The sequence below is a fragment of the Pantoea sp. SGAir0184 genome (assembly GCF_043544755.1).
This window is the reverse complement of record NZ_CP028050.1, coordinates 3,258,761-3,278,712: the sequence shown is the minus strand read 5'-3', so window position 1 is coordinate 3,278,712 and position 19,952 is coordinate 3,258,761. Positions and strand designations below refer to the sequence as shown.

Below are 19,952 nucleotides of genomic sequence, written 5' to 3'. Positions count from 1 at the left end.
TGCTTTTGCCGATGCGCCGCATCCCTCTGGTGACCTCTGGAGAAACGGCATGCAGGTGTGGCAACAAAACTACGATCCGCTCAACAATTTGTGGCTATCCAGCCTGGTGGCGGTGATCCCGATTGTTTTTTTCTTCTTCGCGCTGATTAAGCTCAAGCTGAAAGGCTATCAGGCCGGTACGATCACCGTGGTGCTGGCGCTGCTGGTGGCGCTGCTGCTGTACGGCATGCCGGTGCCCCAGGCGCTGGCGTCGGTGGCGTATGGTTTTTTATACGGCCTGTGGCCGATTGCCTGGATCATCGTGGCGGCGGTGTTTGTCTACAAGATCTCGGTGAAAACCGGCCAGTTCGATATCATTCGCGCCTCGATTCTCTCCATCACGCCAGACCAGCGTTTGCAGATGCTGATCGTCGGCTTTTCGTTTGGCGCGTTTTTAGAGGGCGCGGCAGGCTTTGGGGCACCGGTGGCGATCACCGCCGCACTGCTGGTCGGGCTGGGCTTTAATCCGCTCTATGCCGCCGGCCTGTGCCTGATCGTCAATACCGCGCCGGTGGCATTCGGCGCGATGGGGATTCCGATCATCGTCGCCGGTCAGGTCACCGGGCTGGACAGCTTCCAGATTGGCCAGATGGCGGGACGCCAGCTGCCGTTTCTCACCCTCATCGTGCTGTTCTGGATCATGGCGATCATGGATGGCTGGCGCGGCATCAAAGAGACCTGGCCGGCGGTAATGGTGGCCGGCGGCTCGTTTGCCATCGCTCAGTACCTCAGCTCTAACTTCCTTGGCCCGGAGCTGCCGGACATTATTTCGTCGCTGGCTTCGCTGATCTGCCTGACGCTGTTTCTGCGCCGCTGGCAGCCGGTGCGCATCTTCCGCTTTAAAGAACCCGCGCCAGAGGCTGCGCCCTCAGGGACGCAACGCTACACGCTGGCGCAGATTGTGCGTGCCTGGATGCCGTTCCTGTTCCTTACCGCGACCGTTACGCTGTGGAGTATTCCGCCGTTTAAAGCGCTGTTCGCTAAAGGCGGCGCGCTGTATGACTGGGTGTTTAGCGTGCCGGTGCCGCTGCTGCACGAGCTGGTGGCACGCATGCCGCCGGTAGTGAGCGCAGCAACGCCGTATGCGGCGCTGTTCAAATTTGACGTGGTCTCCGCCACCGGCACTGCGATTCTGCTGGCAGCGGTGATTTCGGTGATTTTCCTGCGCATGAAGCCGGCGGCGGCGCTGCGCACCTTTGGCGAAACCCTGAAGGAGTTGGCGCTGCCGATCTACTCCATCGGCATGGTGCTGGCCTTTGCGTTCATCTCAAACTACTCCGGGCTATCGGCCACGCTGGCCCTGGCGCTGGCGCACACCGGCCAGGCCTTCACCTTCTTCTCGCCGTTCCTCGGCTGGCTGGGCGTCTTTCTGACCGGCTCCGATACCTCTTCCAACGCGCTGTTCGCCGCGCTGCAGGCGACCACCGCGCAGCAGATTGGTGTGTCGGATGTGCTGCTGGTGGCCGCCAATACCACCGGTGGCGTCACCGGTAAAATGATTTCGCCGCAGTCGATCGCCATCGCCTGCGCCGCCGTGGGGCTGGTGGGGCGCGAGTCCGATCTGTTCCGGTTTACCGTTAAACACAGCCTGATTTTTACCTGTATGGTCGGCGTGATCACCACGCTGCAGGCGTATGTCTTTACCTGGATGATTCCATGACTGAACCCACACCGCGGCTGGCGGATACGCTGCGCGCGCGTCTTAGCGCCTGGATTGAAGAGCATCAGCTGAAACCCGGCATGCGTTTACCTTCGGAGCGTGCGCTGGCCGCCCGCTTCGGCGCGTCGCGCTCGTCGGTGCGTGAGGCCATTCAGCAGCTGATCAGCAGTGGCGTGCTGATCAGTAAACGCGGCGGCGGCACCTGGCTGTGCGAGCCGCAGGAGCCGTGGTCAGAACAGCGCATCGTCGAGCCGATTCGCCAGCTGCTGGCCGCCGATCCTGACTACCGCTGGGATATTCTTGAGGCGCGCCACGCGATTGAGGCCAGCACCGCCTGGCACGCCGCGCAGCGCGCCACCGAGGCGGATAAAGAGCGGCTGCGCTATGCCTTTGACGCGCTGATACAAATGAACGACTGCGACGATCCCGAACTGGCCGCGCAGGCGGATCTGCGCTTCCACCTCGCCATTGCCGAAGCCTCGCATAATCTGGTGCTACTGCAGACCATGCGCGGATTTTTTGATCTGCTGCAATCCTCCGTGCTGCACAGCCGCCAGCGTATGTACACCCAGCCGGTGATTTTTAACCAGCTCAACGCCCAGCATCAGGCGATGTTCGATGCGGTGATGGCGGGCGACGCCGACGCGGCGCGCCAGGCGGCGATGGATCACCTCGGCTTTGTTCATACCACCATGAAAACGCTGCATGAAGACGAAGCGCGCCAGGCCCGCATCACGCGGTTACCGGGCGCCACGCAGGCTACCCGTAAGGAAGACAACTGATGATTATTTCTGCTGCCAGTGACTATCGCGCCGCGGCGCAACGTATCCTGCCGCCATTCCTGTTTCACTATCTGGACGGCGGGGCCTACGCAGAACATACCCTGAAGCGCAACGTGGCCGATCTCTCTGACGTGGCGCTGCGTCAGCGCGTGCTGAAAAACATGGCTGAGCTGAGCCTGGAAACACGGCTGTTCAATGAAACGCTGTCGATGCCGGTGGCGCTGGCGCCGGTCGGCCTGTGCGGCATGTACGCGCGACGCGGTGAAGTGCAGGCGGCACGTGCGGCAGCCAATCGCGGTATTCCATTTACCCTGTCGACGGTGTCGCTGTGCCCGATAGAAGAGGTGGCACCGGCGATTAACCGCCCGATGTGGTTTCAGCTGTATGTGCTGCGCGATCGCGGCTTTATGCGCAACGCGCTGGAGCGGGCCAAAGCGGCAGGCTGTTCGACGCTGGTGTTTACCGTCGATATGCCGACGCCGGGCGCGCGCTACCGCGATGCGCACTCCGGCATGAGCGGCCCGCATGCCGCGCTGCGCCGTTACTGGCAGGCGGTCACCCATCCGCAGTGGGCGTGGGACGTCGGGCTGCACGGGCGTCCGCACGATCTCGGCAATATCTCCACGTACCTCGGTAACCCTACCGGACTGGAAGATTATATCGGCTGGCTGGCGAACAATTTCGACCCGTCGATCTCGTGGCAGGATCTGGAGTGGATTCGCGAATTCTGGGAAGGGCCGATGGTGATCAAAGGCATTCTCGACCCGGAAGATGCGCGCGATGCGGTGCGGTTTGGCGCCGATGGCATCGTGGTCTCCAACCACGGCGGACGTCAGCTGGATGGCGTGCTGTCGTCGGCGCGCGCGCTGCCGGCCATCGCCGACGCGGTAAAGGGCGACATCACCATTCTGGCCGACAGCGGCATTCGTAACGGGCTGGATGTGGTGCGCATGATTGCGCTGGGGGCTGACAGCGTGCTGCTGGGACGCGCGTTTATCTATGCGCTGGCGACGCACGGCCAGCGCGGCGTGGAGAATCTGCTGAGTCTGGTTGAGAAAGAGATGAGGGTGGCGATGACGCTGACCGGCGCGAAAACCATTGCGGACATCACGCAGGATTCGCTGGTGCAGGCGAATGCGCTGCTGAGCGAAGCCGGACTCAGCCCGGCGCGCCCACACGCGGTGCGCTAAGCCAGGCAAAGCGCCGGCTCTTGTCTATACTGAATAGCTGTCTGACTAACAGGAGGAATGACATGACCATTCATAAGAAAGGATCGGCCCATTGGGAAGGCGACATCAAAGGCAAAGGCACGGTTAGCACTGAAAGCGGCGTGCTCAGCAACCAGCCATACGGTTTTAACACCCGTTTTGAAGGCGAGAAGGGCACCAATCCGGAAGAGCTGATTGGCGCGGCACACGCCGCCTGCTTCTCCATGGCGCTGTCGCTGATGCTGGGCCAGGCCGGTCATCCACCGAAAAGCATCGACACCACCGCCGATGTTTCACTGGACAAAAAGGGCGACGGCTTCGCCATCACCAAAATTGCCCTCAACAGCACCATTGCGCTGCCGGGCATCGATGATGCCAAATTTGATGAAATCATTCAGAAAGCCAAAGCCGGCTGCCCGGTGTCTCAGGTGCTGAATGCCGAAATCACCCTCGACTATACGCTGAATAATTAATCGCCCTCACGGGTGACCAGCGGTAGACTATGCGATGCGCCTGCGGGCGCATCGTTGCTTTCTGCTGTCTGGAGGAAACGTGGCAAAAAAACTGGCTGCGACAAAACACTGGAAGATGATTGTGGTGTTGCTGTGCATCTGCGGCGCGCTGATGCTGATTCGCTGGGCGGCGATGATATGGGGCTAAAGGATTGGGTATGCCGCCACAAGCTCGGGGTGCTGGTGATGATTATTCTGGTGCTGGAACTGGTGCACTACCTGCTGACGGCCTCGTGGCTGCCGTGGCAGTTCTGACGCCTCAGGCATATTCGCCGTCATGCTCATGCTGGCGCAGATTGCGCACGCTGCTGCGCGCAATGCGGTAGGCCTTGCGCGGATCGCCCGCGACAAATTCAAAGGTGGGCGAATAGTAAAACGGCAGCCAGCCGCCGAAGCCGCTCTCCCACTCCCAGCGCACCGGACAGGGCCAGAGAATGCCGTCATACAAAATGTAATAAACCCAGCGTCCGTTGGGACGACGGGGGCGAGTTTTTTTCATGGGATTCACAACTGTAATAGTGTAAAGCAGCTTATATTTTGAACGCTGCGGGCCCAGGTTGCAATGCCGTCTGGCTGTTTTTTATGCAATTGATGACGCACTGGCACCGAATTAACGGTGCACTTCCCCACAAAGCAGCACCACGTTCGGCCGGACTTTATGGATGCGATCGGCCATCTCTTCGCAGGCCACTTTCGTGGGGTAAATCCGCTCCGACACCGGCAGGGCATCACAGGCATCGTGGCCGCAGGCGCTCACTAACAAGACAAAACCAATCAACATAACCGACTCCTTCTGCACCATTCCCGTGGTACGGAATGCGTGGCTGTGTGTTCCTTTTTTTGATCCAGTATAGCTAAACGCCTCAGGCGTCAATGAACAGCCTGAGCGGCTTTTTTGTCCGAACAGGATGATGATAACCAGCGCCGCGCCCATTAGCAGCACAATCTGGGCTAAACTGTGCGGCACTGACAACAATAAGGAGTGATATCTGATGTCTCATGAAATTGCCCATCCGGCCAGCAGCCCAAAACAGGCCGCCCTGCAACTGGTCATCGAACTGGTACGCGCCGGTAAACTGAGCCCGCTGCACGGCGATGCTTCCAATATGATCTCCATCTACGAACAGTTCAAGGCACACTTCGAAGCCGACAAGCAAAAAGATTCCGCCATCTCCTGACGTTCTGCCCCCGGTGGCGCGCTGTGTCTGGCCGCGCCACTGTTCCCCGACTTTCACATAATCTCTTCCGTTTATTATTGCATCCCGATTAAATTTGCAGTGCGCTTTTTGATATTTCTCACAGATCCGTAACGCAAATCTGAAACCGGTTGCAGAAAATCTTTAGCGCGGGTATTCGTTAATTAAACCCCACACTGAGGATTGAATGATGCCAAAGATTCTACTCTGCTGCGCCGCCGGAATGTCCACCAGCATGGTGGTGCAGAAAATGGAGAAGGCCGCCAAAGAGAAGGGCGTCGAGGTTGAGATAAAAGCCGTTGGCATTGAAGAGTTTAACGATCAGATCGCGAACTTTGACTGTTGCCTGCTCGGGCCGCAGATTAAATACAAACTGGCGGACTTCCAGCCGCTGGCGCAGCAGCTAAATAAGCCTATCACTGTGATTAATAGCATGGATTACGGCATGATGAATGGCGCGAAAATATTAGATGATTCGCTAAAGCTGATTCACGCCTGACGATTGTTCCGAAAATAAAATAATTGTTTACGCCTGTGCGCCAATGCACAGGCTTATTCTGTTGTTGCCTGATGCAAGGAGCTCGCCGATGAGCAGCATAAGCGAATCGTTATTTGGTGTGATTGAAAACCGCATCAGCCCGCTGGCCGGACGCCTCTCCAGCCAGCGCCATGTGATTGCCATCCGCGATGGATTTATCGCCTCGATGCCGTTTCTGATTGTGGGCTCGTTTATGCTGCTGTTTGCCCATCCGCCGTTCTCAGCTGACAGTTCATGGGCGTTTGCCCAGTGGTGGCTCGGTATGGTGCGCGCGCATGAAGCGCAAATCATGATGCCGTATAACATGACCATGGGCATCATGGCGCTGTATATCGCCAGCGCCATCGCCTATAACCTGGCGAACAGCTACAAGATGAACGGCTTTATGGCGGCCAGCCTGGCGCTGATGGCGTTTCTGGTGGTGGCCGCGCCGCAGAGCAACGGCACGCTGCCGGTTGGCTCACTCGGCGGCGAGGGCATTTTCACCGCGATTCTGGTGGCGCTGTTCGCCACTGAGCTGATGCACTTCCTGCAAAAGCACAACATCGGCTTTAAGCTGCCGGAGCAGGTGCCGCCCAAAATTCGTCAGTCGTTCGATCTGCTGATCCCGATCATCGCCATCTTCATCACGCTGTTTCCGCTCAGCCTGTGGGTGCAGGCGCAGTTTGGCCTGCTGCTGCCGCAGGCGATCATGGCGCTGTTCGCACCGATTATCTCCGCCTCGGATTCGTTACCGGCGGTGCTGGTGGCGGTGCTGCTGTGCCACATGCTGTGGTTCGCTGGCATTCACGGTGCGGTGATTGTCGGCGGCATTCTGCAGGCGTTCTGGCTGACTAACCTTGGCCTCAACCAGCAGGCGCTCAACGCCGGTGAGCCGATCACACACGTGTTTATCGAGCCGTTCTGGCAGTTTTTCATCGTTATTGGCGGCTCCGGTTCCACCATGGGGCTGGTGCTGCTTTACCTGCGCAGCCGCTCGGCCCATCTGCGCTCGATTGGCAAGCTGAGCATTGTGCCCAGTATGTTCAACATCAACGAGCCGGTCATCTTCGGTTCGCCGGTGGTGATGAACCCGATTCTGTTCATTCCGTTTATCTGCGCGCCGTTAGTCAACGCCACGCTCGCCTGGACAGCCACCAAAACCCAGCTGATTAACCACGTGGTGTCGCTGGCCCCCTGGACCACGCCGGCACCGATCGGGGCGGCCTGGTCGACCGGCTGGGACTGGCGCGTCATCGTGCTGATTGCCGTGCTGGTAACCATCGCCACGCTGATTTACTACCCGTTTTTCAAAATTTATGAGCGGCAACTGCTGCTGCAGGAGCTTGAGCAGGCCGCCGCAGCGCAACCGGTTAAGGAGGCATGATGGAAATTGATGAGAGCACGGTCATGGAACTGATTATTCAGGCGGGAGAAGCGCGCTCCTGCTCGATGGAAGCGCTGCGCGCGGCGCGGCGCAAAGAGTGGCCACGCGCCGATGCGTTGCTGAGCGAAGCCAGCGAGGCGGCCAGAGCCGCGCACCGTATCCAGACCGAATTGATCGGTGCCGACGAAGGCTGCGGCAAAATTCCGGTCAATCTGATCATGGTGCATGCGCAGGATCATCTGATGAACGCCATGCTGTGCCGTGAACTGGCGGAAGAGATCATCCAGCTGCGGCGCGAGCTGGCTGCGGACTAACAAGGAGGCAGTATGCAACATCCTAACCCCGGTGCGTTTCCGCACGGCTTTCTGTGGGGCGCTTCAACCTCGGCGTATCAGGTTGAGGGCGCCTGGAACGAAGACGGCAAAGGGCCGTCGGTGATCGATAAAGGCCATTTTCCTGAGGGGATGACGGATTTCACCGTCACCAGCGATCACTATCATCGCTTCCGGGAAGATATCGCGCTGCTGGCGGAGCTTGGCCTGAAAACCTATCGATTCTCCATCGCCTGGAGCCGCATCTATCCGCAGGGAGACGGCGAGCTGAATCCGGCGGGCATTGCGTTTTATCAGCAGCTGATTGATGAAATTTGCCGCCACGGCATTGAGCCGCTGGTCACGCTCTATCACTTCGACCTGCCGTGGGCGCTGCAGCAGGATGGCGGCTGGTCAAACCGGCGCACCGTGGCCGCCTTTGAGCGCTTCGCCATCACCTGTTTCGAGCACTATGGCGACCGGGTGAAATACTGGCTGACCATCAATGAACAGAACATGATGATCCTCAAAGGCGAGGTGATTGGCACGCTGCCGGCCGGCACGGTGGATGCGCAGAAAACGCTGTATCAGCAGAACCACCATATGATGCTGGCGCAGGCTAAAGCGATGATTGCCTGTCACCAGCGCTTGCCGCAGGCCAAAATTGGCCCGGCACCGAACATCTCCTGTATCTATGCCGCCAGCGCCAGACCGGAAGATGTGCTGGCCGCCGATAACTTTTCAGCGATCCGCAACTGGCTCTACCTCGACCTGGCGGTGCACGGTCATTACAACAACGTGGTGTGGGCGTTTCTGCAGCAGCGCGGCTGGCTGCCGCACATTGAGGCGGAGGATATGGCGACCATCGCCGCCGGTCAGCCGGACTTTATCGCCTTCAACTATTATGCATCGGCCACAGTCAGTGCTGACATGCCTGAGGTCGCGCGTGGTGAGCTGAACAGCAAGCAGCAGGCCGACCAGCAGATGGCCGGCATCGACAAATCGGTGTACGTCGGCTGCAACAATCCGCATCTGCAGCAGAATCAGTTTGGCTGGTATATCGATCCGGTCGGTTTCCGCATTACCGCGCGGGAGATCTACGCGCGCTATCGCCTGCCGCTGATTGTGACAGAAAACGGTCTCGGTGCGTTCGACACGCTGGAGGCGGGCAACAAAGTGTATGACGACTATCGCATTGCCTATCTGCGCGAGCATATCACTCAGCTGCGGCTGGCCATTGCCGATGGCGTCGAGCTGTTTGGCTACTGTCCGTGGTCGGCCATCGATCTGGTCAGCACCCACCAGGGCATCAGCAAACGTTACGGCTTTATCTACGTTAACCGCGATGAACACGATCTGCGCGATCTGGCGCGCTATCGCAAGAAGAGCTTTTTCTGGTATCAGCAGTTGATCCGCAATAACGGTGCACAGCCTGATGCGGAGGTGGAATACTAACGCGCGGCGCGGCGGCATCCCGGCTGGGTCGCCGCCGCGCCAGCAGCGTGATTAGCGGTGTTGTCCCGCCATCAGCACATATTTTACCTGCACATACTCTTCAATACCGTAATGGCCGCCCTCGCGGCCGTAGCCGGAGTGCTTGATACCGCCAAACGGCACTGACGCCGTACCGACTGAGCCGGAATTGAGGATCACCATGCCGGCTTCCAGTTTTTTCGACAGGCGGAAAGCGCGGCCAACGTCCCGCGTCCACGCATATGCCACCAGACCGTATTCGGTGTCGTTAGCGCAGCGAATCACCTGCTCTTCATCACTGAAACGGTACAGGGCAAATACCGGTCCGAAAATCTCGGTGTTGTGCACGGCAAACGAGGCGTCCAGATCGCACAGGATGGTGGGTTCATAGAACAGCCCGCCCTTCGCGTGTGGCTTGCCGCCGAGGCGCAGCGTCGCCCCCTGCGCTACCGCATCATCCACCAGCGCGGTGACTTTATCGAGCGCCATGCGGTTAATCAGCGGGCCAACCACAAATTCCTGCTGCATACCCTGATCGACACGGATCTCACTGACTGTTTTCACCAGTTGCTGCACAAAGGCATCGTAAATCGCGTCATGCACAAAGATGCGGTTAGGCGAAATACACACCTGGCCGGAGTTACGCAGTTTGGCGCTGACCAGCCCGGCCACGCTCTCTTCCAGCGGGCTGTCGGCGAACACGATAAACGGCGCGTTGCCGCCCAGCTCCATGGTCATCTTTTTCAGCGTGGCCCCGCACTGCTGCGCCAGCAGTTTGCCGACGCGGGTAGATCCGGTGAAGGAGATTTTGTGGATGCGCGTATCGCTGGTAAAAGCTTCGCCGATGGCTTGCGGATCGCCGGTCACCATCTCAAACACGCCAGCGGGAATACCGGCCTGACGTGCATACTCCAGCAGTTTATACGCAGTAAGCGGCGTCTCTTCTGCCGGTTTGATGATCATGGTGCAGCCTGCGGCCAGCGCGGTAGCAATTTTGCGGGTGATCATCATAAACGGGAAGTTCCACGGCGTGATGGCCGCGGTCGGGCCGACCGGCTCTTTTACCACCAGCACGGAGGCGTTAGCATCGTGCGACGGCAGGGTATCACCGTTGACGCGTTTGGCCTCTTCCGCATACCACTCAATAAAGCCGAGACCGTACTCGATTTCGCCCAGCGCTTCGCTCAGGCATTTGCCGTTCTCCCTGACCATCAGTTCAGCAAACAGGTGCTTATCGGCGCGTACCAGATCGTACCAGCCACGCAGCAGGTCGCTGCGCTGTTTTGCGCTTTTTGCCGCCCATGCCGGAAACGCGGCACAGGTGCGATCGATAGCGGCCGTGACCTCGTCGTGGCGCATGAACGGTGCTTCGCCGACGAGGCTGCCGTCGGCAGGATTGGTGACTTTAATCATTCCAGTGTGCTCCAGTGTCAGAATCAATGTGACAACCTGGCAGTCAGCGTTATCGGGCTGGCTGCCGCTGTGCAGAAATGATGCGCGTCTGGCCTTTTCGCCACAATCGATTAAAATTGCTCCATCATTGAGAAAAACTGAACGGTTAACTGATGCGTGATTTGCCACCCCTGAATGCCTTGCTGGCGTTTGAATATGTCGCCCGTAGCGGCAGCGTGCGGGCAGCGGCTGATGGCCTGTCGGTGACGCCAGGCGCGGTGAGTCGTCAGATTCGTCTGCTGGAAGAGTACTTTGGCACGGCGCTGTTTCAGCGTCAGGGGCGCGGGCTGGTACTGACGCTGCCCGGCAATGCCTATTTTCTGCAAATCAGCCAGCACCTCGACGGTATTCGCCAGGCGAGCGCCACGCTGCAGCGCAATGCCGGCCGCACGGTCATCCGGCTGCACTCCTTCACCACCTTCGCCACCCGCTGGCTTATTCCGCGGCTGGCACTGTTTCAGCTGGCGCATCCGGCGATTGACGTGCGCCTGACGACCGCGTCGGAATGGGACGATACGGTGGATTGCGACGCGGCGATTCGGCTTGGTGACGGTACGTGGCCGCAGCAGCACGTCACGCCGCTGGTGAAAAACGTGCTGGTGCCGGTGTGTCGTCCGACGGCTGACCGGCGCGCCAGCATGCATCTGGCCGGGTTGGCGCAGCATACCCTGCTGCTGGTGCGCGGACGTCCTGATGACTGGCAGCGCTGGTGCGAAGCATTTGGCGTGGAAATGGACGCGCTGCCGCACCGGCGGCAGATGGAAAGTTCGGCGCTGGCCTATCAGGCCGCTATTGAAGGGCAGGGGATTGCGCTGGCGCAGCGCGTGCTGGTGGAAGCGGAGCTGAAGGCGGGCACGCTGATCGCCATGGAGGATTACCAGCTGGACTGTGGCCGGCACACCTATTACCTGGTGCGCCCGCAGGAGAGCGTTAAGGCTGCTACGCTACAGCAGCTGGAGCAGTGGCTGGTCACGCAGGATGCCGGCGAGGCGTTATGAGCAGCGAAACGGTCCATCGGCCACGGAAGCGCGCTCAATCAGCCGTCCGCTGAACGGCGGCAAAGGCGCAATCGCTTCGCCCTCCAGCATCGCCACCAGCTGCGCCAGCGTGTGCTGAATCATCTCCGCCACCGGCACATGAACCGTCGTGAGCGGCGGCAGGAAAAATTCGGCCATGCGAATATCATCAAAGCCCATCAGCGATACATCCTGCGGCAGCCGTTTGCCCGCCGCATTCAGCGCCAGCGCGGCACCAATCGCCATATCGTCATTGCTGGCCATCAGCGCGCTGAACGGTACGCCGGCACTCAGCAGCTGGCGTGCCGCCGCCTGACCGCTCTCCGGCGTCCACGCGCCCGGCAGTACGCGCGCCGCGTCATACGGCAGCTGATGGTCGGCCAGCGCCTGCTGATAGCCAGCCAGACGCGCGGCGGCGGTGGGCGATCCCGCCAGTCCGGTGATAAACGCAATGTCATGGTGACCGCGCGCAATCAGGTAGTTCACCGCATCACGGGTATTTTGCTGGTGCGAAGCCCAGACGCAGTTCGCCGCGTGCTGCGTCAGACGGCGGTTAACCACCATGATTGGGATATCGTGCTGGTCGATGATCGCTTCCAGCGCGGCGGTGTCGAGAAAACGCGGGTAGATAATGATGGCGTCGCAGCGCAGATCGAGCAGAAACTCGATTGCCGCGCGCTCATCGTCAGCGCTGGTTTTGCCATCGGCGAGGATCAGCTGGCGGCCATAGTTATTGGTCAGCGTGGCCGTCTGGTACAGCAGCTCGCTGAAATAGGGGCCGTTAAACAGCGAATGGGTGACGATCAGGCCGATATTCTGCGATTTTTGCGTCGCCAGACTGCGCGCCAGCAGATTCGGGCGGTAGCCTGTTTCCTCTATCGCCTGAAACACTTTCTGCTGCGTGGATTTGCTCACATAGCGGTTGCCCGCCAGCACGCGCGACACGGTGGCTTTAGAAACGCCCGCTTTGCGGGCCACATCCAGCATAGTAATCATCAGCGCTTCGACCATCATTCCTGCAGGCTAAAAAGCGATAGTACCTGAAAATGCAGGGAAATTAATGGCATCGTTAGCAAACAGTGAGAGGGATCAGGCGTAGAACCAGGCGGGCAGGATGGCGATCAGGTTATTCAGCGTATGCAGAAAAATCGGCAACGCCAGGCTGTTGCTGCGCAGACGCGCGTAGCACAGCAGCAGTGAGAACAGCGTCAGCGCAACGATGGTTTCCCAGTGCACGTACTGCGTGTGTAACGCAGCGAACAGCAGCGAAGTGAGCAACATGCAGGCAAAACGGCTTTTGGGCGCCCACAGCAAAAACGCCTGCAGCAGGAAGCCGCGGAACAGCACCTCTTCAAACACCGGCGCCAGCAGCACGGCGGTGAGCAGCAGAATCAGCATTGAGCTGCGTCCCTGCTGGCTCTGTTCAATCAGCCAGCCTTCCGGCTGCAGGAACTGCGTCTGCGCCACCATCAGTACAAACAGCGCGCCGATAAACAGCAGTGCCTGGCCGGGACGCAGAAAGCCCAGGGGAATGTCGCTGCGGCGCTGGCAGTAGAAACGGTACAGGGGATAAATCACGGCAAATTCAAACAGGCACAGCACTGGCACCAGCAAGCCGTTATTGCGCAGCGTCCCGTAATTGGGAAACAGCGTAATCAGCATGGTCACGAGGTAATAAACCACAAAGCTACCCACGTAAAACAGGGTCAACGTAACTTTGTCGGATTGGGTGTCCATAGGCGACTCAGCGGGCAGAGGAAGACGCATAGTAGCAACGGCGATCGGTGCTGTCGAGGTGCGTTTGCGGAGATTTTCGCCGGTTCAGATACGCCACAATCGCGGCGCTAACCGACCGTCTCATCGCAGGCGATGCGCGGCATGGTAGCTTGCGCTTTCATCGCTGACGAGCAGGCGGAGAGGGAACCGAATCACTTATCTGGCGCGGAGGATGCCGCTGGCACCGTTTGGTGCACAACGGCAGAGAGAAAATTAACGAGGCTTAACGCACCCGGACGGCCACGAAGGTCATCACGATGGCGAAGCCGATAAAAATAGCCAGTTCCATCATTATCTCCTCAGAAAAGTCTTAGATAATTGTAGCGTCTGCGCGGGTGATTTTTAGACACAGCGTGCGATTAATCCGAAAATGTGAGCAGAAAATCGCGCCTTTTGTCACGCAATGCGACCAGTCTGCTGGAAAAATTTTCGCATCGGCGGCACGCTTTGTTACTCTCAGGAACCGCTTGTTCATTATCCAGGAGGAGAAAATTGTGAACCATTATGGAAAAGCGCTGCTGCTCACGGCGATGCTCGCCTTAACGGCCTGTCAGTCAGCCAGTAAAACTGACAGCAGTCACGCCGTCAGCCACGATCCGGAAACCGACCAGTGCGGTGCCTCGCAGTATCAGAACTACCTCGGTCAGCCGCTGAGCGCGCTTGATACCCAGCGCTTTGCCGTACCGGTGCGCGCGATTCCGTGGAACGGTGCCGCCACCATGGACTTCAATCTGCGCCGCCTGAATTTCCTCGGCGATCAGAACGGGAAAATTTCCCGGGTTTACTGCGGGTAACACCAAACGGACACGGCATTGTCATCGGGCTGTCACGGCGGCGGGCGAGGATAGCTGCGCATTACGGAGATTTCCTCGTCACTCTCGAATATGCAATGCTCGTCTTGTTTCTTCCCGCTACGGCGGGAATTTTTTTCGCTATAACCTGCCTGCTGCGCCATATTGCCCCCGCCATAGCGCGCGTTTAATCGCGGTTCTGCGGCGTCAGGCGTACAGGCAGCAATAACAGACTGACCTTACAGGAGTGACGATGAAATACCTGACCCGAACGCTGTGTTTGACGCTGCTGCTCAGCCCGCTGGCGCAGGCCTCAAGCGAGGCGGCATGGCAGCAGCACGATAAAAACCTGCAGCAGGCATGTGTGCAGGCCAGCGGTCTGAAAGCGGTGAAAGTGGTGGGCAAGCCGATCATGTACGACGACAGCGTTGGCTACGATGCGCTGTTGCTCGAAGGCCGCTATCCGCAAAAGCACATGAAAAATCAGCTGGGGCGGGAACTGTGCCTGTATCAGCGTCAGAGCGGTAAAGCAGTGGTCAGCGAAGCCGACCAGCTGCGGGTGGTGAAATAATCTCCGGGGCCGCTATTTTTGCGGCCCTGCTTCTAACAGCTGCGCCAGCAGGTTGCGGTAACTCTGCAGGCGCTGTTCATCGCCTTCCACTTCCAGCCGGGTAATCACGCGGGCAATTACCGCTTTATTGGTGGCGGGCTGGCCATCATCCATCAGCTCGCGCATGATGGCGGCCAGCAAATCGCTCTCGTGCGGCGCGTGCCAGGCGGGGCTGTTGAAATAGTCGGTAATCGCCCGACTGGCGCTGTCATGGTGCGTTCTCATAGCCGACCTCCGCAGAGACAACGAAGCCTGCCACCCACGACGGGCAGCATCTGAAAACCTGAATTAAGCATGCGGACTGTCCAGGACGGGCAGCGCCTCGCCAGTGATGACTGGTGATTTTTTAAACATAGATGCGGTGTGGAATATTGTCAGTAACGAATCGTCATATTTTTTCACGTTTGCCGTCTTTCGCGATGCGCTTATCGGGCCTTATGCCAGGTAACCGCACATAAAGACACTACAAAAGTGAGGCATCGCCCTATTTGCTGTGAGCAGAATCACGCCCGGCAGCGAAAAACTGCGTTTTCATCCTCATGCCATGTTTTGCCGTCCGGTAATGTTACGAGGTTGTTAGACTGAACCCTCGTTTCATTTTTTCTGACATCTGCGCTCATGCTACGCTCCATCGAATCCTGGAAGATCAATCTGATATCCGTCTGGTTTGGCTGCTTTTTTACCGGCCTGGCCATCAGTCAGATCATTCCTTTCCTGCCGCTTTACGTGGAAGAGCTGGGTATCCGTGGCGGCAACGCACTCAGTATCTGGTCAGGCCTGACCTTCAGTGTCACCTTTATTGTTTCTGCCGCCGTGGCGCCGCTGTGGGGCAGCCTTGCCGATCGCAAAGGACGCAAGCTGATGCTGCTGCGCGCTTCGTTTGGCATGGGCGCGGTGATTCTGCTGCAGGCGTTTGTCACTCAGGCGTGGCAGCTGTTGCTGCTGCGCGCGCTGATGGGACTGACGTCCGGTTATATTCCCAACGCCATGGCGCTGGTGGCCGCGCAGGTGCCGCGTGAGCGCAGCGGCTGGGCGCTGAGCTGCGTGTCGACCGGACAAATTGGCGGCGTGATCCTCGGGCCGATGATTGGCGGTCTGCTGGCTGACTGGCTGGGCCTGCGCATGGTGTTTATCGTTACCGCGGTACTGCTGATGGTCAGCTTTCTGGTGACGCTGTTTCTGATTAAGGAGACCGGCTACACGCCGGTGAGCAAGCAGGACAAACTGAGCGGACGCGAGGTAATGCGCAGCCTCGATAATCCACGCCTGATGTTCTGCCTGTTCGTCACCACCATGGTGATTCAGATGTGTAACGGCTCGGTGAATCCTATCCTGACGCTGTTCGTGCGTGAGCTGGCGCCGGATGCGCAGAATATCGCGTTTCTCAGTGGTGTGATTGCCGCACTGCCCGGCGTGTCGGCACTCATCGCCGCACCGCGTCTCGGCAAACTCGGCGATCGCATCGGTACCCAGCGTATTTTGCTGGCGACCATGATCGCCTCGCTGCTGCTGCTGATTGCCATGTCGTTTGTCACCAGCGCCACGCAGCTGGGCGTCCTGCGCTTTCTGCTCGGCTTTGCCGATGGCGCGATGATGCCGGCGGTGCAAACCCTGCTGGTGCGTCATTCACGCGATAACGTCACCGGCCGTATTTTTGGTTATAACCAGTCGTTCATGTACCTCGGTAACGTCGCCGGACCGCTGCTGGGCGCAGCGGTCTCTGCCGCCACCGGTTACCGCTGGGTATTCTTCGCTACCGCGGTCGTCGTCCTGCTCAATGTGCTGTTGCTGCAGCGCTTCTATCGCCGGCCAAAAACCGAGCTGAAACCCCTTAGCCCGGCGGCCGCTACTAAACCGGCTGACGCAGCGTCAGCGCATAGTGCCAGCGCCGCTGAGAAAGCAAAAACTCCGGGCTGACGCTCGGGCTCCACGAATCGTCGCCGCCGACGCCCATATGGAAGCCGTCGAGATGCAGCCAGCAGCCGGGTTCGTCCTGCAGCAAATGGCGGTGTGAGGTGGCGCGCAGCTGCTCAAGGCTGTGGCGGCTGAGCGAGAAGGCAAAGTCGCCGCTGATCTGCCAGCTGCCGCTATCCAGCTGGCGCGTGCCGCAGCGCAAGCCATTCTCACCCGGAAAGACGTAGCCGGTGCTGAGCGCCGCCAGCGGCAGCTGCCAGCGTGAAAACTGCGCCGCCAGCTGGCGATCCGGATAGTTTTCATGAGGCCCCAGTCCCAGCCAGCTCACCTGGTGCGGGACCTGAGCCAGCTGGCAGCGCAGGCCGATGCGCGCGGGCGGCGGCAGACCAGCGGCCTGTTGTACATCGACGCTGATAGTCAGTTCGCCATCGCCGCTAATGCCATAACGCTTATGGCTGGTAAACAGGTGCTGACCCTCACCCAGTACGCGATGCCAGGTTTCAATCTGCACGCCGTGCTGCAGGCTGTCGACCTGCATCGCCAGCAGCTCTGTTTGCAGCCGATCATAGCCCGCGCGTTTCCAGCGCTCGACCCAGGCGTTAGGGTCGATATTGGCAGCTTCGCTGGTGCCGATATCATTATCGATCGGTGCGCGAATAAAGCACTCCTCCAGCGGTGTCAGCATGGTTTCACGATCGTTCACCCACCACTGCAGCAGCGCGCCGCTGCGGCGACAGAAGTGCCAGCGCTGCGTGGGCAGCACCACCGCCACCAGATTGTGATTGGTTTCCAGCTGGGGCGTGCAGGCGCTGAGCGGCGGCAACGTAACCGGCAGCGCGGCCGGCAGCGCCCACTGATCCCAGGCCACGCGATGATCCGCCTCAGACCAGGGCGTGGCGGCGATCTGATGCACCGCGAGGTTGAGCCACGCTTCACCCTGCAGCGCTTCAGGCGCGGGCACGGTAAAGGTGTGGCTGCCTTCGGCATCGAGATCCAGCACCCATTCACCGCGCGCGAGGGTTACACCGTCCTGCTCAATCCACCAGCGCAGCCGTTCGTTGTCGCTGCGGCGGAATAAATATTCGCTGGTGACGGTCACGCGATACGCATCGCCGGGATCGCGCGTAAACCGGAAAAACTGCTGGGCGCGCTGTGCTTCAAACAGCGCCGGATGCGGCGTGCGATCGGCAAACACCAGCCCGTTCATGCAGAACTGGCGATCGTTGGGCGTGTCACCGAAATCGCCGCCGTACGCCTGCCACGGCTGGCCGTGTGCGTCATAGCGCGTCAGGCTTTGATCGACCCAGTCCCAGACGAAGCCGCCCTGCAGCCGCGGGAACTGACGAAACGCCTGCCAGTATTTGGCAAAGCCACCAAAGCTGTTTCCCATCGCATGGGCGTATTCACACAGGATCAGCGGACGCGCTTCATCCGGCAGGCTGATCCATTTTTTCAGTGACCACTTCGGCACCGCCGGAAAGGGCTGGTCCTGATCGACGCGCGCATACATCGGGCACAGAATATCGGTGGCCGCCGTGTTGGCACCGCCGCCCTCATACTGTACCGGGCGCGTGCTATCGCTGCTTTTCACCCAGCGGTACAGCGCATCGTGCGTGCTGCCGTGGCCGGACTCATTGCCCAGCGACCAGATGATGATGCAGGCATGATTACGATCGCGCTGCACCATGCGCGTTACGCGTTCGCTATAGGCGGCAAACCAGCGCGGGTCGTCGGAGAGGCGGTTCATCGGCTGCATGCCGTGCGTTTCGATATTGGCTTCGTCAACCACGTACAGGCCGTACTCATCGCACAGCCGATACCACAGCGGATGGTTAGGATAGTGAGCGCAGCGCACCGCGTTAAAGTTGTGGCGCTTCATCAGTTCAATGTCCTGACGCATGCTGGCTTCATCCACCACCTGACCGCGTTCGGGATGATGCTCATGACGATTAACGCCGCGTATCAGCAGCGGCTTACCGTTGAGGCACAGCTGGCCGTGCTCAATGCTGACGCGACGGAAACCCACATCATAAGCTTCGGCTTCAATCACCTCGCCGGCATCATCAAGCAGCGTGACTACCGCGCGGTAGAGATGAGGCGTTTCGGCGCTCCACAACAGCGGTTGTAGCACCGGCAACACCAGCAGGGTGCGTTCCGGATAGTGGCCACGTTCATCAATGATGGCGCTGCCCGGCGGCTGTTCGTGCTGCGCAATACAGTCGCCGTTGCGCCATAGCGTGACGCGCACCCGACACTGACTGAGCGGGCGCGCGCCGGCATGGATTTTGACACTCACGCGTAAATCGCCGCGCAGATATTCCGGGCTGAGCGCGGTTTCGATCTGCACATCGCTCAGGCGGGTGTCCGGTTTGTGCAGCAGCGTCACGTCGCGGAAAATGCCGCTCATGCGCCACATATCCTGATCTTCCAGATAGCTGCCGTCGCTCCAGCGCAGCACCATGACCGCCAGACGGTTGTTTCCCGGCTGCAGCGCGTGGCTGAGATCAAACTCGGCGGGTAAGCGGCTATCCTGCGAATAGCCCATCCACTGTCCGTTGCACCACAAATAAAAGGCCGAGCTGACACCATCGAAGATGATGCGCGTCTGCCCCTGGCTTAACCAGCCGTAATCAACTGTAAATGTGAGCGAGTAACATCCGGTGGGGTTCTCGCGTGGCACTAAAGGGGGATTGACCGGAATGGGATACTGCACGTTGGTATAAATGGGCGCGTCGTAGCCGTGCAGCTGCCAGTTGGCAGGCACCGGCAGCGTTGCGGCGTCCGGTAAGTCCTGTAGCAGCCAGCTGTGCGGCACCGCTTCCGGTGCGGTAAAATAGCTGAAGGCCCACTGACCATTCAGCCGCTGCTGCGCAGGTGAGGGATGGCCATCGCGCGCGCTGACTTCATCGCGCCAGCTGGCAAACGGTGGATGCGCGTCCAGGCGATGCAGGCTGGTGATAACCGGGTTTTCCCAGTCACGGCGCGCCAGCACTTCACTCAGAGAAATAGCCGCTAAGGTCATAGTGAGATCTCATTAATTGTATTGCGCTCACATTGCGTGAAATGGCGTTAGCTGTAAAGACGCAGCGCGCAATTTTGTTACTGCGCGCACAGCGAGCAGCACTGACGTTTGCGGCACAGCGTTCGCTGTAACTTAAGCTGGCGTATTGAGCGGTCTGTGAGGCTTTTTTAGCGGTTTCTTGCCACTAAAACGTTAAGCGTGGTGAGCAGGCATGAATAGCGCCGGGTTGCGGAGCATTCTGTATTGTCGTGTTAACCGCCGCTTCATACACTCAGCGCAATTTCAG

At 59.3% G+C, this 19,952-nt stretch carries 21 protein-coding genes; 14 read left to right on the top strand and 7 right to left on the bottom strand.

Annotation, left to right across the window (positions count from 1 at the left end; all coding sequences use genetic code 11):
• Window positions 1-49: 49 nt before the first annotated feature.
• From lldP to yniD, 5 genes are all read left to right on the top strand, one after another.
• On the top strand, window positions 50-1,699 hold the full coding sequence (gene lldP, locus C1N60_RS15655; RefSeq protein ID WP_088516210.1) for an L-lactate permease: 1,650 nt from the start codon (window positions 50-52) through the stop codon (window positions 1,697-1,699).
• A complete protein-coding gene (lldR, locus tag C1N60_RS15650; RefSeq protein ID WP_058757996.1) occupies window positions 1,696-2,481 on the top strand; it encodes a transcriptional regulator LldR in 786 nt (261 codons plus the stop codon). The genes lldP and lldR overlap by 4 nt, the downstream gene beginning before the upstream one ends.
• Window positions 2,481-3,671 (top strand): FMN-dependent L-lactate dehydrogenase LldD, encoded by a 1,191-nt coding sequence (gene lldD / locus C1N60_RS15645; protein WP_058769356.1) that lies wholly within the window; start codon window positions 2,481-2,483, stop codon window positions 3,669-3,671. Before lldR ends, lldD begins: the two co-directional genes overlap by 1 nt.
• Before the next feature lie 62 nt (window positions 3,672-3,733).
• A complete protein-coding gene (locus C1N60_RS15640; protein ID WP_021313986.1) occupies window positions 3,734-4,162 on the top strand; it encodes an OsmC family protein in 429 nt (142 codons plus the stop codon).
• Between the two features lie 79 nt (window positions 4,163-4,241).
• Entirely contained in the window at window positions 4,242-4,349 is a 108-nt protein-coding gene (gene yniD, locus C1N60_RS15635; protein ID WP_021507251.1) for a small membrane protein YniD, read from the top strand.
• 111 nt (window positions 4,350-4,460) lie between these two features.
• On the opposite strand, the gene C1N60_RS15630 is transcribed toward yniD, so the two are convergent.
• Together C1N60_RS15630 and C1N60_RS15625 are read right to left on the bottom strand one after the other, a co-directional pair.
• A complete protein-coding gene (locus C1N60_RS15630; RefSeq protein WP_021507249.1) occupies window positions 4,461-4,700 on the bottom strand; it encodes a hypothetical protein in 240 nt (79 codons plus the stop codon).
• A 111-nt stretch (window positions 4,701-4,811) separates the two neighbouring features.
• Window positions 4,812-4,982, bottom strand: coding sequence for a hypothetical protein (locus C1N60_RS15625; RefSeq protein ID WP_190286072.1), 171 nt, complete (start codon window positions 4,980-4,982; stop codon window positions 4,812-4,814).
• Between the two features lie 211 nt (window positions 4,983-5,193).
• Here C1N60_RS15625 and C1N60_RS15620 point away from each other — a divergent pair, with 211 nt between their 5' ends.
• The 5 genes from C1N60_RS15620 to C1N60_RS15600 all read left to right on the top strand — a co-directional run bounded on the left by C1N60_RS15620 (window position 5,194) and on the right by C1N60_RS15600 (window position 9,067).
• On the top strand, window positions 5,194-5,379 hold the full coding sequence (locus tag C1N60_RS15620; RefSeq protein WP_021507248.1) for a hypothetical protein: 186 nt from the start codon (window positions 5,194-5,196) through the stop codon (window positions 5,377-5,379).
• 208 nt (window positions 5,380-5,587) lie between these two features.
• Complete coding sequence (locus C1N60_RS15615) at window positions 5,588-5,896, top strand: PTS sugar transporter subunit IIB (RefSeq protein ID WP_031279665.1); 309 nt, start codon at window positions 5,588-5,590, stop codon at window positions 5,894-5,896.
• 88 nt (window positions 5,897-5,984) lie between these two features.
• Window positions 5,985-7,301 (top strand): PTS sugar transporter subunit IIC, encoded by a 1,317-nt coding sequence (locus C1N60_RS15610; protein WP_394521070.1) that lies wholly within the window; start codon window positions 5,985-5,987, stop codon window positions 7,299-7,301.
• Window positions 7,301-7,615 carry a PTS lactose/cellobiose transporter subunit IIA gene (locus C1N60_RS15605; protein WP_010618140.1) on the top strand — a complete coding sequence of 105 codons (315 nt, stop codon included), beginning with the start codon at window positions 7,301-7,303 and terminating at the stop codon, window positions 7,613-7,615. The genes C1N60_RS15610 and C1N60_RS15605 overlap by 1 nt, the downstream gene beginning before the upstream one ends.
• Before the next feature lie 12 nt (window positions 7,616-7,627).
• A complete protein-coding gene (locus C1N60_RS15600; RefSeq protein ID WP_238561145.1) occupies window positions 7,628-9,067 on the top strand; it encodes a glycoside hydrolase family 1 protein in 1,440 nt (479 codons plus the stop codon).
• 51 nt (window positions 9,068-9,118) lie between these two features.
• Here C1N60_RS15600 and C1N60_RS15595 read toward each other — a convergent pair whose 3' ends face one another.
• Window positions 9,119-10,498 (bottom strand): NAD-dependent succinate-semialdehyde dehydrogenase, encoded by a 1,380-nt coding sequence (locus tag C1N60_RS15595; RefSeq protein WP_215800338.1) that lies wholly within the window; start codon window positions 10,496-10,498, stop codon window positions 9,119-9,121.
• Window positions 10,499-10,650: 152 nt separating this feature from the next.
• Here C1N60_RS15595 and C1N60_RS15590 point away from each other — a divergent pair, with 152 nt between their 5' ends.
• Complete coding sequence (locus C1N60_RS15590; protein ID WP_166709662.1) at window positions 10,651-11,535, top strand: LysR substrate-binding domain-containing protein; 885 nt, start codon at window positions 10,651-10,653, stop codon at window positions 11,533-11,535.
• Here C1N60_RS15590 and C1N60_RS15585 read toward each other — a convergent pair.
• Together C1N60_RS15585 and C1N60_RS15580 are read right to left on the bottom strand one after the other, a co-directional pair.
• Window positions 11,530-12,549 (bottom strand): LacI family DNA-binding transcriptional regulator, encoded by a 1,020-nt coding sequence (locus C1N60_RS15585; protein ID WP_166710228.1) that lies wholly within the window; start codon window positions 12,547-12,549, stop codon window positions 11,530-11,532. The two genes, C1N60_RS15590 and C1N60_RS15585, sit on opposite strands and share 6 nt — an antisense overlap.
• Window positions 12,550-12,642: 93 nt before the next feature.
• A complete protein-coding gene (locus tag C1N60_RS15580) occupies window positions 12,643-13,290 on the bottom strand; it encodes a CPBP family intramembrane glutamic endopeptidase (protein WP_021507241.1) in 648 nt (215 codons plus the stop codon).
• A gap of 533 nt (window positions 13,291-13,823) precedes the next feature.
• Here C1N60_RS15580 and C1N60_RS15575 point away from each other — a divergent pair.
• Window positions 13,824-14,123, top strand: a complete 300-nt coding sequence (locus tag C1N60_RS15575; protein ID WP_058758053.1) for an I78 family peptidase inhibitor — start codon at window positions 13,824-13,826, stop codon at window positions 14,121-14,123.
• Window positions 14,124-14,373: 250 nt separating this feature from the next.
• Window positions 14,374-14,691, top strand: coding sequence for a hypothetical protein (locus C1N60_RS15570; protein WP_021507239.1), 318 nt, complete (start codon window positions 14,374-14,376; stop codon window positions 14,689-14,691).
• A 12-nt stretch (window positions 14,692-14,703) separates the two neighbouring features.
• Here the strand turns inward: C1N60_RS15570 and C1N60_RS15565 are convergent, their stop codons facing one another.
• Window positions 14,704-14,955 carry a biofilm development regulator YmgB/AriR family protein gene (locus tag C1N60_RS15565; RefSeq protein WP_021313231.1) on the bottom strand — a complete coding sequence of 84 codons (252 nt, stop codon included), beginning with the start codon at window positions 14,953-14,955 and terminating at the stop codon, window positions 14,704-14,706.
• 393 nt (window positions 14,956-15,348) lie between these two features.
• Here C1N60_RS15565 and C1N60_RS15560 point away from each other — a divergent pair, with 393 nt between their 5' ends.
• On the top strand, window positions 15,349-16,647 hold the full coding sequence (locus tag C1N60_RS15560) for a multidrug efflux MFS transporter (protein ID WP_058775196.1): 1,299 nt from the start codon (window positions 15,349-15,351) through the stop codon (window positions 16,645-16,647).
• Here the strand turns inward: C1N60_RS15560 and C1N60_RS15555 are convergent.
• Entirely contained in the window at window positions 16,580-19,666 is a 3,087-nt protein-coding gene (locus C1N60_RS15555) for a beta-galactosidase (RefSeq protein WP_394521069.1), read from the bottom strand. The two genes, C1N60_RS15560 and C1N60_RS15555, sit on opposite strands and share 68 nt — an antisense overlap.
• Window positions 19,667-19,952: the final 286 nt, after the last annotated feature.